A 16103-nucleotide genomic window follows, 5' to 3' on the forward strand; every position below is an offset into this window, starting at 1 on the left:
AGACCTGCCACTCTCGAGCCTCGCCGTATTCCCGCGCCTTACCCAATAACAACAAGATCAAGAGAGCTTCGGAATGAATCACACCCCTTGCGTCGTACTGGGCCTGAGCGTGCTCAGCCAACCCCTGCTGGCCGCCGAGAACGGCTTCTTCGAGGATGCCAAGGCCAGCCTCAACGCCCGCAACTATTACTTCAGTCGCGATTTCTCCGACATCGTCGGCGCCAACCGGCAGTCCAAGGCCGAGGAGTGGGCCCAGGGCTTCATCCTCGATTTCAAGTCTGGCTACACCCCCGGGCCGATCGGCTTCGGCGTGGATGCCCTGGGCTTGCTGGGCATACGTCTCGACAGCAGCCCTGACCGGGTCAACACCGGATTGTTGCCGGTCCACGATGATGGTCGTGCGGCCAACGAATACAGCCGCCTGGCACCGACCTTGAAGATGCGCGTGTCGAAGACCGAACTGCGGGTTGGCGAGCTGCAACCCAATCTGCCAGTGCTGACTTTCAGCGATATTCGCCTGCTGCCGCCCACCTATCAGGGCGTCAGTCTGAGTTCCAGCGAGGTCGACGGACTCATCGTGCAGGCCGGGCATCTGAGCTCGACCCACCTGCGCAACGAAGCCGGCGACGAGAAGATGCTGGCGATGCTCGGTCATGTGCCGCAGCGTCAGGCCGAAAGCGATGGCTTCGACTATCTCGGCGGCGATTACGCCTTCAATGGTGGGCAGAGCAGCGCCAACCTGTGGTACGGACAATTGCAGGACATCTATCGCCAGGGCTTCGTCGGTTTCAAGCACAGCCAGCCGGTGGGGGCTTGGGTGCTGGGTGCCAACCTCGGTTACTTCACGGCACAGGAGGAGGGCGATGCCTTGCTCGGGCGCATCGACAACCAGGCGCTCTTCTCGATGTTCAGTGCACGGCATGGCGGTCATACTCTGTATGCGGGCTACCAGGCGATGTACGGCGACAGTCCGTTTCCGCGGGTGTTCGCCAATATCACGCCGTTGGGCAACGAGGTGCCGACCTACGAGTTCGCCTACACCGACGAGCGTTCTTACCAGGTGCGCTACGACTACAACTTCGTCGCCCTCGGGATTCCCGGGCTGACGGCGTCGGTGCGCTATATCACCGGTGACAACGTGACCACGGGACAGGGCTTCGAGGGCAAGGATCGTGAGCGGGATCTCGATCTGACCTACGCGGTGCAGAGCGGGGTGTTGAAGGGGCTGGGGATTCGCATGCGCAATGCGATGGCGCGGTCGAACTACCGAAGTGATATCGATGAGAACCGGTTGATCCTCAGCTATACGTGGCAGCTCTTCTGAGGGAACGCGGATATTGTGCGCTGATCGAACAGGCTGCCCGGTCGCCCTGTCCGCTATCCGCACGGCTTTATACGACTTCGAAGGGCACACCGACGGTCGCCTGCTGACGAAACCCCGCGACCGCGCGCTAGAATCGATCCACCGTGAACGACCGCTGTCCCAAGGCAGCGGCGCAAGAACAATAACGACAACGAGTGCCTTGCCTATGGAAAGCCGCCTGCTCAGCGAGCGCAGTAGCGTGTTCCACCGTGCCGACCCCTATGCCGTGTCCGACTACGTCAACCGGCACGTAGGCCAGCACTGCATCGGCCTGTCCCGCACCACCCATCCCCAGGCCAGCCTGAGCCACCGCAAATTCGCCGAACTGGACCTGTGCCGCATCAGCTACGGCGGTAGCGTGCGGGTCACCTCGCCGGCACTGGAGTCGATCTACCACCTGCAGGTCCTGCTCAATGGCAACTGCCTGTGGCGCCGTGGCAACCAAGGCGAGCGCTACCTGCTGCCGGGCGAGCTGCTGCTGATCAATCCGGACGAACCGGTGGACCTGACCTATTCCGAAGACTGCGAGAAATTCATCCTCAAGGTGCCCACCCGGCTGCTCGACACGCTCTGCGACGAGCAGCGCTGGCAGCGGCCCAGCGACGGCGTGCGCTTCCTGCGCAATCATTACCGCCTGGACGAGCTGGAAGGCTTCGTCAGCCTGCTGGCCATGGTCTGCCAGGAAGCCGAGGTCAGCGACTCGCTGCCCCGGGTGCAGGGCCATTACAGCCAGATCCTGGTAAGCAAGCTGCTGACCCTGATGAGCACCAATATCCGCCGCGAAAGCCTCGGTTCACCGGGGGCGAACCTTGAGCGGATCCTCGACTACATCGAGCGCAACCTGAAACTGGAACTGTCGGCCGAGGTGCTGGCCGAGCAGGCCTGCATGAGCCTGCGCTCGTTCTATGCGCTGTTCGACCGCCACCTGGGCACCACGCCCAAACAGTACGTGCTGCAACGCAAGTTCGAGCGCCTGCAGCAGTGCCTGAGCGACCCTACCTGCACGGTGCGCAGTGTCACCGAGCTGGCGATGGACTACGGATTCATGCACCTGGGACGCTTCTCCGAGGGCTATCGCCAGCGTTTCGGCGAGTTGCCGTCGGAGACCTTCAGGCGGCGGGGAGCCTAGGGACGGGAGTGAAGTCGAACGGGGCCAGTTGGAAGCCCTGTTCATCCACCTGCAGGGTCCAGCCCTGGCGGTCCCAGTCGCCGAGGACGATGCGCCGGGCAGCGCTGTCGTCGTCCAGGGTCAGCTTGTGGATCGCCGGCCGGTGGGTATGGCCATGGACCAGGGTGTGCACGCGATGCTTGTGCATGATCCGCGGCACTTCCTCGGCGGTGACATCGATGATGTCGTTGGCCTTCATGCGCGTCTGCGCCTTGCTTTCGCTGCGCAGCTTGCGCGCCAGCTTGCGCCGGGTGGACAGCGGCAGGTGCCGGAGGATCCACAGGCTCAGCGGGTTGCGCAGGGTGCGGCGCAGCTTCATGTAGGCTTCGTCGCGGGTGCACAGGCTGTCGCCGTGCATCAGCAGCACCGGCTCGCCGCCCAGTTCGACCACGCTGGGGTCTTTGAGCAGGATGCAGCCGGCGGCCTTGCAGAAGGCCTTGCCGATGAGGAAGTCGCGGTTGCCGTGCATCAGGAAGATCTGCGTGCCGCTGTCGCTCAACTGGCGCAGCGCCGCGCAGATGGAGGCCTGGAACGGCGTCATGCCGTCGTCGCCGATCCAGGCTTCGAAGAAGTCGCCGAGGATGTACAGGGCCTGCGCATCCCGGGCGCGGGTAGCCAGCAGATCAAGAAACGCCCGGGTAATGTCCGGGCGTTCTTCTTGCAGATGCAGATCGGAGATCAGCAGTATCACTCAATGATCTCGGCTTTCTCGATGACCACGTCGTCCTTCGGTACGTCCTGGTGGCCGGACTTGGAACCGGTGGCGACCTTCTCGATGGCGTCGACCACTTCCTGGCCTTCGGTCACTTCACCGAATACCGCGTAGCCCCAGCCTTGCACGTTCTTGCCGCTGTGGTTGAGGAAGCCGTTGTCGGTGCCGTTGATGAAGAACTGTGCCGAAGCCGAATGCGGCTCCATGGTGCGGGCCATGGCGATCGAGTACTTCTTGTTCGGCAGGCCGTTGTCGGCTTCGTTCTGGATGCTGGCGCGGGTGCTCTTCTGCTTCATGTTCGCATCGAAGCCGCCGCCCTGGATCATGAAGCCCTTGATCACGCGGTGGAAAATGGTGCCGTCGTAGTGGCCGTCTTTCACGTACTGGACGAAGTTTTCCACGGTTTTCGGGGCTTTCTCGCTGTCCAGTTGCAGGACGATGTCGCCGTGGTTGGTGCTCAGTTTGACTTTGGCCATGCTGGAATTCGCTCTCTCAAGGCATGTGGGAAAGGAGGGTGCTGCTTCGCGTTATAGACCCTGACGTCGGCTCTGGCGCCGGCGATACGTCGATCGCGGTGATTTTTTGCCGGACGCCGTCAATATTCGCGCCGGTTTGTCGGCGCGGTGCTGTCGGCGGCGCGACGGCTTCGGCTATGATAAGCGCTTTGTTTCACGCGGCCTACCCGCGCCGCACACCGGAATTCCAAGGATCCTATGAGCAAGCCCACCGCCGACACCGCTCCCAATGCCGCCAAAGGGGCGCCTGCCGTCCCCGTCAACTTCCTGCGCCCGATCGTGCAGGCCGACCTGGACGCCGGCAAGCACAGCAGCATCGTCACCCGTTTCCCCCCGGAGCCCAACGGTTACCTGCACATCGGCCACGCCAAGTCGATCTGCGTGAACTTCGGCCTGGCCCAGGAATTCGGCGGTGCCTGCCACCTGCGCTTCGATGACACCAACCCGGCCAAAGAGGACCAGGAGTACATCGACGCCATCCAGGAAGACGTCAAGTGGCTCGGTTTCCAGTGGACCGGCCCGGTGCGCTACGCCTCGGAATACTTCGACCAGTTGCATGACTGGGCCGTGGACCTGATCAAGTCGGGCAATGCCTACGTCTGCGACCTGACCCCGGAGCAGGCCAAGGAATACCGCGGCAACCTGACCGAGCCAGGCAGGAACAGCCCGTTCCGCGAGCGCAGCGTCGAGGAAAACCTCGACCTGTTCGCCCGCATGAAGGCCGGCGAGTTCAAGGACGGCGAGCGCGTGCTGCGGGCGAAGATCGACATGGCCTCGCCGAACATGAACCTGCGCGACCCGATCCTCTACCGCATCCGTCATGCCCACCACCACCAGACCGGTGACAAGTGGTGCATCTACCCGAACTACGACTTCACCCACGGCCAGTCGGATGCCATCGAAGGCATCACCCACTCCATCTGCACCCTGGAGTTCGAAGGCCATCGTCCGCTGTACGAGTGGTTCCTCGAGCACCTGCCGGTGCCGGCCAAGCCGCGCCAGTACGAGTTCAGCCGCCTCAACCTGAACTACACCATCACCAGCAAGCGCAAGCTCAAGCAGTTGGTCGATGAAAAGCACGTGGAAGGCTGGGACGACCCGCGCATGTCGACCCTGTCCGGCTTCCGTCGTCGCGGCTACACCCCGGCGTCGATCCGCAACTTCTGCGAGATGATCGGCACCAACCGTTCCGACGGCGTGGTCGACATGTCCATGCTCGAATTCAGCATCCGCGACGACCTCGACCGCACCGCCCCGCGCGCCATGTGCGTGCTGCGTCCGCTGAAGGTGGTGATCACCAACTACCCGGAAGGCCAGGTCGAGCAGCTCGAACTGCCGCGCCACCCGAAGGAAGACATGGGCGTGCGCGTCCTGCCGTTCGCCCGCGAGCTGTACATCGACCGCGACGACTTCATGGAAGAGCCGCCCAAGGGCTACAAGCGCCTGGAGCCTGCCGGTGAAGTGCGCCTGCGCGGCAGCTACGTGATCCGCGCCGACGAGGCGATCAAGGACGCCGACGGCAACATCGTCGAGCTGCGCTGCTCCTACGACCCGGACACCCTGGGCAAGAACCCCGAGGGCCGCAAGGTCAAGGGCGTGATCCACTGGGTCCCGGCCGAAGGCAGCGTCGAGTGCGAAGTGCGCCTGTACGACCGCCTGTTCAAGGCGGCGAATCCGGAAAAAGCCGAAGAGGGCGGCACCTTCCTCGACAACATCAACCCTGATTCGCTGCAGGTGCTGCGTGGTTGTCGTGCCGAGCCATCGCTGGGCAACGCCCAGCCAGAGGACCGCTTCCAGTTCGAGCGCGAAGGCTACTTCTGCGCCGACCTGAAAGATTCCCGTCCAGGCCATCCGGTATTCAACCGCACCGTGTCCCTGCGTGACTCCTGGGGCAGCTGAGGAAATTTCGTGCTTACCATCTACAACACCCTGAGCAAGACCAAGGAAACCTTCAAGCCGCTGGAAGGCAACAAGGTGCGCATGTACGTCTGCGGCATGACCGTGTACGACTACTGCCACCTGGGCCATGGCCGCAGCATGGTCGCCTTCGACCTGGTCACCCGCTGGCTGCGCTATAGCGGCTACGACCTGACCTACGTGCGCAACATCACCGACATCGACGACAAGATCATCAACCGTGCCAACGAGAACGGCGAAGCCTTCGACGCCCTGACCGCGCGCATGATCGACGCGATGCACGAGGACGAGCGCCGCCTGAACATCCTCAAGCCGGACCTGGAACCGCGTGCCACCGACCATATCCCCGGCATGCACGCGATGATCCAGACCCTGATCGACAAGGGCTACGCTTATGCCCCGGGCAACGGCGACGTGTACTACCGCGTCGGCAAGTTCGTCGGCTACGGCAAGCTGTCGCGCAAGAAGATCGAAGACCTGCGCATTGGAGCGCGCATCGAGGTGGACGAGGCCAAGCAGGACCCGCTGGACTTCGTCTTGTGGAAAGGCGTCAAGCCGGGCGAGCCGAGCTGGGAGTCGCCATGGGGGCCGGGCCGTCCGGGCTGGCACATCGAGTGCTCGGTGATGTCCACCTGCTGCCTGGGCGAGAGCTTCGACATCCACGGTGGCGGCAGCGACCTGGAATTCCCGCACCACGAGAACGAGATCGCCCAGAGCGAGGCCGCCACCGGCAAGCAGTACGCCAATTCGTGGATGCACTGCGGGATGATCCGGATCAACGGCGAGAAGATGTCGAAGTCGCTGAACAACTTCTTCACCATCCGCGACGTGCTCGACAAGTACCACCCGGAGGTAGTGCGCTACCTGCTGGTGTCGAGCCACTACCGCAGCGCGATCAACTACTCCGAGGACAGCCTGCGCGATGCCAAGGGCGCCCTGGAGCGTTTCTACCACGCGCTGCGCGGTCTGCCACGGGTGGCGCCGCAGGGTGGCGAGGAATTCGTCGAGCGTTTTGCCGCGGCGATGAACGACGACTTCGGCACGCCGGAAGCCTGTGCCGTGCTGTTCGACCTGGTGCGCGAGATCAACCGTCTGCGTGACAGCGATGTGCAGGCGGCGGCGGGTCTGGCTGGGCGTCTGCGTGAGCTGGGTGATCTGCTGGGTGTGCTGCAGCTGGAGGCTGATGATTTCCTGCGTGCAGGGGCAGAAGGCAAGGTCGATGCGGCTGAAGTCGAAGCCCTGATCCAGGCGCGCCTGCAGGCGCGGGCCGAGAAGAACTGGGCCGAGTCCGACCGCATTCGCGATCAGATCACGGCCATGGGCGTGGTGCTGGAAGACAAGAAGGGCGAGACCACCTGGCGTCTGGCTGACTGAGGTCTTGCAGTACCCTTAAGAGCGTCATCGCGGGCAACGCCCGCTCCCACAGGGTGTGGTCCTTATGGGGTCTGTAAGGGCCCTTGCAGGTACACCGCAGAACCTTGTGGGAGCGGGCGTTGCCCGCGATGAGGCCATCAGCCTTTCACACTTGCCCCCTGCAATGCACCACCAGCCGGGCCCCACCCAGCTCGCTTTCCCCCACCTCCAGCCCGAACCCATGCAGATCGACGATCGCCGCAACGATCGACAACCCCAGCCCGAACCCCGCGTGCTTGTGCCCTTCCTCGCTGCGATAGAAGCGCTTCAACACCGTCTCGCGTTCTTCTGCCGGAATCCCCGGCCCACTGTCCTCCACGGCGATCTGCAAGCCATCCGCATCGGTCACGGCCGAAATGCGCACCTGCCCTCCCGCTGGCGTGAACTTGATCGCGTTGCCTACCAGGTTGGCCAGTGCCTCGAACAGCAGTTCATGGTCGCCGAACACCTTCGGTAGTGGTTCCTCCACCTCCAGGCTCAAGGCAATCTCGCCATCCTCGGCCAGCGGCAGGTAGAAGTCATGCAGTTCTACCAGGATTTCCTGCGGCTGCAGCTCGACGAATCCGGCCCGGCGCTGGCGATCTTCCAGCTCACTGATGCGCAGCAGCCCGCGGAAACGTGCCATCAGGGTGTCGGTCTCGGCGATCGCCTGTTCCATTGCCTCGGCCTGCGGGGCGTCGTCCCCCGCCTGCTGGCGAATCCGGTACAGCTGCGCGCGCAGGCGGGTGAGGGGGGTACGCAAGTCATGGGCGATGTTGTCGCACACGCCCTTGACCTCGTGCATCAGGCGCTCGATACGGTCGAGCATGGCGTTGACGATGGCCGCGAGCATGTCCAGTTCATCACGCCGTTGCGACAGCGGCAGGCGTCGGGTCAGGTCGCCGGCGACGATCTGCTCGGCGGTGGCCTGGATCGCACGGATGCGCTTCAGCGGCCGCCGGCGCAGCCAGTACCAGCCGGCGATGCCGGGAATGATGGTCAGCGACAGGCCCCAAAGCAGGGCGTGAAGAATGATCCGGGTGACCACGAACAGCGAGCCGTTGTCGCGCACCAGCACCAGCCAGCGCCCGTCCGGCACCTTCAGTGCCACGCCGTCGCAGCTGTCCGCCGGCATCCTTGGATCGTCGGCGTCGAGGCAGCGTTTCAGCTCATGGATGCGTCCGTCCAGGCCAAGGCCCGCGGGCATCTGGCGGATCTGCCCACCCAGCGGGTTGAACTGCGCATCGAACAACCCGTAGGCGTCGAAGCTGCGCTCCTCGAAGGTCTGGCTGGCGATCAGCGCGTCGTCCAGCTGCTTGCCGCTCATGTGCACGAACAGGTGCTGGCGCTGCATCAGGGAATGGCGGGTGAGCTTGTTCAGATAGCTGGACACCTCCAGGTAGAGCACCCCCATGAGGATGCTGCTCCAGGCCACGAACAGAAAACTGTACAGCGCCAGCAAACGGCTGGTGGACGAACTCCAGCCCTTATGCGGGTTCGGCAATGGCATAGCCGGAGCCTCGCACGGTGCGAATCAGCGGCGTCTGGCCGGGCGCATCGATTTTCTTGCGCAGGCGGCCGATATGCACATCGATCAGATTGGTGCCCGGGTCGAAGTGATAACCCCAGACTTCCTCGAAGATCATCATCCGGGTGATCACCTGGCCGGCGTGACGCATGAGGAATTCCAGGAGCTTGTACTCGGTAGGCAGCAGGTTGAGGGTTTGCTCGCCGCGCCGGGCCTCGTGGCTGATCAGGTCCAGCTCCAGGTCGGCCACCTGCAGGCGGGTCTGGGTCAGCGGCACGCTGTGGCGACGCAGCAGCACTTCGACCCGGGCGGCCATCTCGTCGGAGGCGAAGGGCTTGGTCAGGTAGTCGTCGCCGCCGGCACGCAGGCCGCGGACACGTTCGTCGACGTCGGAGAGGGCGCTGATCATCAGGATCGGCGTGGCGATCTTGAGGTTGCGCAGGGTGGTGACGATGGTCAGGCCGTCGACTTCCGGCAGCATGCGGTCGACGGTGATCAGGTCGTAGCCCCCGGCGATGGCGCGGGCCAGGCCTTCGCGGCCGTTGTCGACCCAGTCGACGTCGAGGCCATGGCTGGAAAGTTCGGCGACGATTTCCTGGCCGGTGACGGCATCGTCTTCGATAGTCAGTACGCGCATGCTTTTACCTGGGCGGGATTGAGGATTTGATTGTGCCAAAGAATAGGCAACGCCCGGGTTAAAGGAAATTCATGAAAGGAGACGGAAGGTCGCGGGGCTGGCACGCCCCGCGACGGGGGGAGGGCAGATCAGGCGACCTTGACGATCCAGCCAGCAGGCGCTTCGACGTCACCGCTCTGGATGCCGGTCAGTTCGGCATACAGCTTCTGGGTGACCGGGCCGACTTCGGTTTCGCTGTGGAACACGTGCAGCTTGCCGTTGTACTGGATGCCGCCGATCGGAGTGATCACCGCGGCAGTACCGCAGGCACCGGCTTCCTTGAACTTGCCGATCTCGCCGATCAGCACGTCGCCTTCGATCACGTTCAGGCCCAGGCGCGAGGCGGCCAGTTCCATCAGCGACAGGCGGGTGATGCCTGGCAGCACGGAAGCGGATTTCGGGGTGATGAATTCGTTGTCGGCGGTGATGCCGAAGAAGTTGGCCGAACCGACTTCCTCGATCTTGCTGTGGGTCAGCGGATCAAGGTAGATGGCGTCGGCGAAGCCGGCTTTCTTGGCGTCGTAGCCCGGCATCAGGCTGGCCGCGTAGTTGCCGCCGACCTTGGCGGCGCCGGTGCCTTGCGGGGCGGCGCGGTCGTAGTCGGAAATGATGAAGTTGTGCGGGGTCATGCCGCCCTTGAAGTACGAGCCGACCGGGATGGCGAAGATCGAGAAGATGAACTCCGGCGCGGTGCGCACGCCGATGTTGTCACCGGTGCCGATGACGAACGGGCGCAGGTACAGGGCACCTTTGCCGTGTGGCGGAACGAAGCGCTCGTTGGCCTTGACCACTTGTTTGCAGGCCTCGACGAAAACGTCGGTCGGCACTTGCGGCATCAGCAGGCGGGCACAGCTGCGGGCCATGCGCGCGGCGTTCTGGTCGGGGCGGAACAGGTTGATCGAGCCGTCCTTGCAACGGTAGGCCTTGAGGCCTTCGAAGCACTGCTGGCCGTAGTGCAGGGCAGTGGAGCCTTCGCTGATGTGCAGGACGTTGTCTTCGGTCAGGGTGCCCGCGTCCCACTCGCCGTTGCGCCATACCGAAAGGTAGCGCTTGTCGGTCTTGATGTAGTCGAAGCCCAGCTTGTCCCAGTTGATTTCGTTACTCATGACACCCTCGATCGGTTTGGCATTCGCCTGTTCGCTACAGGCCGCGCAGTGCGCGCAAGAGGGCCACGATAATACATCCCGTACGGATCGGAAAAGCCTGTCGGCAGATTCGCCGGTACATCTCGTCGTCCGTTTGTACCAGGTGGTGGTACATAGGGCTTTTTCAGGTTCGAAGTTCTGATCGAAGTCCTGCCTGTTCCATGAGGAATTTGCCATTTTTTAAGCCAGGTCCCGCCATTAGCCTGAGCCTCCCGATCACGGACGAGAGGTACCCGGCATGACCGCGCAAGAACCTGGAAGCACCCCCGACGAAACCGATATCCACTACCAGACCGTCAGTCAGCGGGTACCGCGCTGGTTGACGGAGGCGCCGGCGTCGCAGCGCCAGGCCCTGCGTGCCGGGTTGCCGGCGCCGCTGCCCTGGCTGGCCGCGGCCAGCGCCAGACTGCCCGAGGTGGTGCAGGCCTGGCGAGACGAGTACCAGCGTCACCAGCGTTATGCCACGGCCCTGGCCGGCATCCTCGAGCAACTGCCAGCGGTCGAGGCGTTCGCCGAGCCGCTGTTGCGCGAGGCGCTGAACACTCGCCTCGGCCTCGACCTGGATGTCCGCCGTGTGCACCTGTTCAACGCCGCCCGCGCGCGCTTGGCTGAGTCGCGCCTGGAACAGGGCGACCCGGCGGTGCGCGCGTTCGAGGTGGTGAAAGCCGCGACCCAGTCGCTGCTCACGGCCGCCCTGCAGAATTTCGAGGCCTTCGAGGCCGAGGCGCATGGCATGGACGACGGCCGGCGTGTCGCGATGATCTTTCACAGCGACAGCGGGCAGGCGTTGGATCCTCGGCGCGAGGTCGAGCTGCGCGCGCAAGACTTTGCCGCGCTATGCCGCGAGCTGGACCTGGGCGGCCAGTATCAGCGTCTGATCGACGGCCTGTTCGACCCGCCGCCTCAGGCGCAGGAAAGTCCCGCTGCCGCAGCCGCCAATCGTCAGGCCTGGTTCATCCTGTACGAGCAGTCGCGGTTGCGCCTCGAACTGCACCTGGCCCGCCTGCGCGGCGGCATCGCCCAGGACCTCTATGAAGACCTGCTGGAACAGAGCAGGAACGGCCGGGCCAGCGCGCGCCTGGAGCGCAGCCTGCTGACGCTGTGGGAGGTGGAGCTGAATGGCATTGTCCTGTTCTCTCGGCCCGAGGCGGTCGCAGGCGAAAGGCGGGTCGTGGTGTACATGCCAGGCGAGGCCAGCCAGCCGCTGCAGGCGTTCGACTCACTGCAGGCTTTCCACGCCTCGATGCGCCAGCGGCTCAAGGAGGCCACCTGGCGCACCTGGTTCATGCGCTTCGTCCCGGCGCGCGAGCGCGCCCCACTGTTGCGGCGCATTCAACACACGCTGTTCCCCAAGGTCTGGAACCCTGGCGGCTGGTACGAGGAACGCTTCGACGACAAGGCCGTGCTGCGCCTGGAATTGCAGACGTTCGGCGTGCCGCTGTTCAACGCGCTGTTGCAGCGCAGGCGGACTGTGCTCAAGGACGACGGGCTGTTCCACGCCGTGCCCACGGCGGTACAGGACCACAAGTCAGCCGAGGACAAGATCGCCTACTACCTGGGCGTTGCCTTCAATGTCGGCAACCTCGCGGCGTTCGTCGTACCGGGCCTGGGCGAGGTGATGCTGGCGGTCAACGCGGCGCTGCTCGGCTATGACGTCTACGAGGGCTTCGACAGCCTCGCCCAGGACGAGCGTGATGCGGCTTGGGGTTACTTCCTTGATGTCGGTGAGAATCTGGCACTGATCGCCGCGTTGGGCTCCCTCGGAGCGGCGGCACAGCGCTTTGCCGGCGATCTGCCGCTGGCGGTGCGTGGTATGCGTCCGGTGAAGCTGGCCGATGGCAGCGTTCGCCTGTGGAAGCCGGACCTGGCGCCTTTCGCTTACGACATTCGTCTGCCCCAAGGGATGCGCCCGGGGGCGAACGGGCTGTACGCCCACGAGGGACGCCAATGGTTGAAGCTGGACGGGCAGTTCTATTCGGTACGCACCCTGCTGGGTGAGGCGCCGGGATATTGCCTCGAGCACCCGACGCGGCCCGGCGCCTACGAACCGGCACTCAGCCACGATGGCGAGGGGGGCTGGCTGCATGAACTGGACACGCCACAGCACTGGCGCGGTCTGGAGCTGTTCGAGCGGCTCGGTCACAGCCAGGCCAATCTAACCGCAGATTTGGCGCAGCGTGCGCTGCGTATCAGCGGCGTCAGCGAGAGCCAATTGCGCCAGACCCTGGTTCAGCGGCGCCGGCCGCCGGCGCTGCTCAGCGACACCCTGCGCCGTTTGCTGCTGGCCGAGGACGCCCTGGCCCGTGGTGCCTTCGCCACGGCCTACCGCGCCGCGCAGCCTGAGCTGTCACCGTGCGGGCGTTTGCTGGCCCGACACTTCACGCTGCCTGGCGGCGTGGCCGAGGAGATCGTCGCTGCGGCCACGGCCGAGGAGCGTGCGCAGATGACCGGCAGTGCCCGGGTGCCGCTGCGTCTGGCAGAAGAGGCGCGGCTGTATCAGCAGCAGGTGCGTATGGCCCGGGCCTGCGAAGGACTCTACCTCGACCTCGAGGCCAACCCCGACAGCGCCTGCCTGCTCCTGCATCAGTTGGGGCAGTTGCCTGGCTGGCCGACCAGCCTGCGTGTTGCCCTGTATGACGGACGCCTCGGTGGCCGCCTGCTGGCGAGCATCGGTCCGCTGGCAGAGGCGGAAGTGGCGTTGCACTGGCGGGGACAGCTGCCGGGTGCGTTCTGCACGGAACTGTTCGCCGCCCTTGCCGACACCACCCGCACGCGCCTTGGACTCAGCGATGCCGCCAGCCTGCGCGAACGCTTGCGGGCACAGGCATTGCCGCCGCGCCAGCGCCTGCGTCAATGGCTCGGCCTGCAAGCGCAGAAACCGGCTTTCCGCTCACCGATGCGCCTGGCCGATGGGCGTATCGGTCACCCTCTCAGCGGTCGGGGCGGCAACCCGTTTCTCAGTGAGGACGAGCTGCTGGACAAGCTGCGCCTGCTGGAACTGGACAGCATCCATGCCGAGGACGCGTTGCAGGTGCTGGATGGCAGCGGGCTGGACCGGGTCACGATCAATGCTCGCCTGGATGGCTTGCTGGACGAAATGAGGCAATTGCGCGAGCACCTGGAACACTGGCAGGCGGACGTTGCCAGCGAAAGCCTCAGCGAGTCCCGACAACGCAGCCGCGAGCACGTGGAACAGGCCCTGTGGCGTTACTGGCGCAGCAGCATCCTGGCGGACTACGGTCGCCCGCCCGCTCGCCTTGAATTGTGGCAGGTGCAGTTGCAGGACCTGCCTGCCGCGTTACCGGAGTTTTTCCGCGAGCGGGTGCGTTCGGTGCTGCTTAACGATGTGATGCTGCAGGACGCCGCGGGTGGCGAGTCGTTCATCGATCAGCCGGGCATGCTGGCGTTCGCCCGACAGTTCCCCAACGTCAGCGCCCTGGACATTCGCGCCGGGCAGTGGGGGCCGGGTCTGACGACGATGATCGTGCAGGCTTGGCCGCGTCTTGCCAGTCTCGGTCTGCATGTGCCTGAGGTGGTGCTCGAAGGGCACGATCTCCGGGCCCTGGCCGGGTTGCCACGGCTGCGCTGGCTCGACCTCGCGGGCATGCGGGTGGGCGAGCTGCCCGACAGCGTGCTGGATGGCATGACCCTGGACTTCCTCGGTCTGAACTGGCTCGACCTGTCCATCTGGCCACAGTGGCTGAATGAGGCGGCGCTGGGGCGGATAGGTGAGCTGTCGTTGCAGAACAATCGCCTGAGCGAACTGCCCGCCAGCCTGCTCGACAGCACCGATGTGCCTGCCCGGCGCGTACGCGTCGCCTTGAGCGGCAATCGCTTTACCCTGTTGGCGCTGTTCGATCTGCGGGTGGCCGAGCTGTTCCGTCAGCGTTTCAGCTTCGATCTGGAGCCGAGTCTGATGCTTGAGGAGTCATTGCAAGCCTGGATCACGGAGCGCCGCCAGTTTAACCGCTCGCTGGGCGACTGGATCGACGCGGGGGGGCCGACGCCGGAGCAGCAGGCTTACCGCTTGCGTATCGCCCGGACGCTGCTGGATTGCTGGCGTGAAAGCCTGAACCCGGAGAGCACACCCTGGCTGTCCCTGACCGAGGTCAATCTCGATGATGTTCCCGAGATCCTGCCCGGTACCTTGATCGAACGCGTGTGTCGCCTGAGTCTGGAGCGATTCAGTGGCAATGCCGCAAGCCTGGAGCGTTTCGTGAGGCGCTTCCCGCGCCTGAGTGAACTGGTGCTGTGCGATAGCCAGCCGGCACTGGGTACGCTGCCCGGGTTCCTCGACGACTATCGCGCTCTGAACGAACTGGCCCTGGTGGGGCTGGGGCTGACCATCGACCAGGCGGCCATGGAGGCCTTCGCCAGACTGCCTGCGCTCAATGTGCTGGTGGTGAACGGCAACCGCCTCGGCGACATCAGCGACGTGTCGATGTTCGGCCAGCATTTTTTCGCCCACCTCGGCCTGGCGCGAATGAACATCGGCACCTGGCCGGCCTGGCTCGACGAGATGGTTCCGGGCGGCATCGAATACCTGGACCTTTCCGGCAACCGGCTCGTCACGCTGCCGGAGCGGCTTCTGCGCAACCGGCGCACCCTCGACGGGGTGACGGAGATCTCGTTGCGCGACAATCCGCTGCCCTACGATATCCTCGCTCGCGCCTACACCTCGCAATACTTCAACCGTCCGTTTTCCTTCGACCTCGATCTTCCCGAGGAGATCGCCAACCTGGGGGCCGACGCGCACAGTTCCGACTCCGACTCCGAAATGGACGCCGATGATGTGGATGACCTGCCGCTGGCGAACGGGGATCCGTTGGCACTGTGGCAGACTGGTCAGGCCCAGGCCGATGCAGTCAATCGCGAGCTCTGGGCCCGCCTGCAGCATCAGGGCGACAGCGAGGCCTTGCTCGGGCTGGTGACGCGCCTGCGCTACAGTGCTGACTACCGCTCGCTGATCACCCGTGCCGAACTGGTGCAGCGGGTCTGGAGTTTGCTCGGGGCGGCGGGGGAGGACGGAGAACTGCGCCTGATCCTCAATGCCATGGCCGAGGAACCCCTGCGCCAGTTGCAGAGCAACGAGACCTGTCCGGATGGTATCCGCCTGGAGTTCAACCAGATGGAATTCAAGGTGCATATGCGCCAGGCGCTGCGCGAAATCACCGAAGACAATCGCGGGCCGGCGCTGTTCCGCCTGATGCGTGGTGCGTTTCGGGCGCAGGCGCTCGACCGTATTGCCCGTGACAATGCCAAGGGCCGTGATGAAGCCGAGGTGCGGCTGGCCTATCGCCTTGGCCGCGGCAGCGAGCTGCAGTTGCCGGTGCCCCCCCGTGGCATGCTTTACCGCGGGGTCGCCAACATCGCGCCCGGCGAGCTCGACCAGGCCTTTAGCCAGGTGCAGCGTGAGGAAGCGGGGCAGGCGTTATTGAGCTTCGCCGCGCACTGCGACTTCTGGGTCGCTTACCTGCGCGAGACCTTCGCCACGCGCTTCGCGCCGCTCAGGGAGGCCTACGAGGCGGCGGTGCTTGGCGCCATGGAGGGCCCGGCGGACGACAGCCCCGAGCAGATGGCGGCACGCATTGGTGCACTGGAGGAGAAATTCCGCCAGGACGAACAGGCCCTGCTTGAGCACCTGACCCTCGAACAGTCCCACTCGATCATCTGAACAGCTGCGCGCC

The 16103-nt window shown here is 64.6% G+C and carries 10 protein-coding genes; 5 read left to right on the forward strand and 5 right to left on the reverse strand.

The genetic code is table 11. The annotated features are described in order from the left end of the window. Nucleotides 1-73: 73 nt before the first annotated feature. Together AC5QPF_RS10740 and AC5QPF_RS10745 are read left to right on the forward strand one after the other, a co-directional pair. Entirely contained in the window at nt 74-1324 is a 1251-nt protein-coding gene (locus AC5QPF_RS10740) for an OprD family outer membrane porin (RefSeq protein ID WP_494963194.1), read from the forward strand. 205 nt (nt 1325-1529) lie between these two features. Then, on the forward strand, nt 1530-2492 hold the full coding sequence (locus AC5QPF_RS10745; protein WP_494963195.1) for an AraC-like ligand-binding domain-containing protein: 963 nt from the start codon (nt 1530-1532) through the stop codon (nt 2490-2492). Here the strand turns inward: AC5QPF_RS10745 and lpxH are convergent. Both lpxH and AC5QPF_RS10755 read right to left on the reverse strand, forming a co-directional pair. Beyond that, nucleotides 2473-3222, reverse strand: coding sequence for a UDP-2,3-diacylglucosamine diphosphatase (gene lpxH / locus AC5QPF_RS10750; protein ID WP_494963196.1), 750 nt, complete (start codon nt 3220-3222; stop codon nt 2473-2475). The two genes, AC5QPF_RS10745 and lpxH, sit on opposite strands and share 20 nt — an antisense overlap. Beyond that, nucleotides 3219-3719 carry a peptidylprolyl isomerase gene (locus AC5QPF_RS10755; RefSeq protein WP_494963197.1) on the reverse strand — a complete coding sequence of 167 codons (501 nt, stop codon included), beginning with the start codon at nt 3717-3719 and terminating at the stop codon, nt 3219-3221. The genes lpxH and AC5QPF_RS10755 overlap by 4 nt, the downstream gene beginning before the upstream one ends. A 237-nt stretch (nt 3720-3956) precedes the next feature. On the opposite strand from AC5QPF_RS10755, the gene AC5QPF_RS10760 reads away from it, so the two are divergent. Then, the gene (locus AC5QPF_RS10760) at nt 3957-5657 is read left to right on the forward strand and encodes a glutamine--tRNA ligase/YqeY domain fusion protein (protein WP_494963198.1); all 1701 of its coding nucleotides are present in this window, start codon (nt 3957-3959) and stop codon (nt 5655-5657) included. Between the two features lie 9 nt (nt 5658-5666). After that, nucleotides 5667-7049 carry a cysteine--tRNA ligase gene (cysS, locus tag AC5QPF_RS10765; protein ID WP_494963199.1) on the forward strand — a complete coding sequence of 461 codons (1383 nt, stop codon included), beginning with the start codon at nt 5667-5669 and terminating at the stop codon, nt 7047-7049. 145 nt (nt 7050-7194) lie between these two features. Here cysS and AC5QPF_RS10770 read toward each other — a convergent pair whose 3' ends face one another. The 3 genes from AC5QPF_RS10770 to AC5QPF_RS10780 form a co-directional block, all read right to left on the reverse strand. After that, nucleotides 7195-8577 (reverse strand): ATP-binding protein, encoded by a 1383-nt coding sequence (locus AC5QPF_RS10770; RefSeq protein WP_494963200.1) that lies wholly within the window; start codon nt 8575-8577, stop codon nt 7195-7197. Continuing rightward, nucleotides 8555-9232 (reverse strand): winged helix-turn-helix domain-containing protein, encoded by a 678-nt coding sequence (locus AC5QPF_RS10775; protein WP_494963201.1) that lies wholly within the window; start codon nt 9230-9232, stop codon nt 8555-8557. The genes AC5QPF_RS10770 and AC5QPF_RS10775 overlap by 23 nt, the downstream gene beginning before the upstream one ends. 128 nt (nt 9233-9360) lie before the next feature. After that, nucleotides 9361-10377, reverse strand: a complete 1017-nt coding sequence (locus AC5QPF_RS10780) for a branched-chain amino acid aminotransferase (RefSeq protein WP_494963202.1) — start codon at nt 10375-10377, stop codon at nt 9361-9363. Nucleotides 10378-10654: 277 nt separating this feature from the next. Between AC5QPF_RS10780 and AC5QPF_RS10785 the strand changes: the two genes are divergently transcribed. Beyond that, nucleotides 10655-16090 carry an NEL-type E3 ubiquitin ligase domain-containing protein gene (locus tag AC5QPF_RS10785; protein WP_494963203.1) on the forward strand — a complete coding sequence of 1812 codons (5436 nt, stop codon included), beginning with the start codon at nt 10655-10657 and terminating at the stop codon, nt 16088-16090. The last annotated feature ends 13 nt before the right edge of the window (nt 16091-16103 follow it).

It is taken from the genome of Pseudomonas sp. Con_6 (assembly GCF_059379395.1).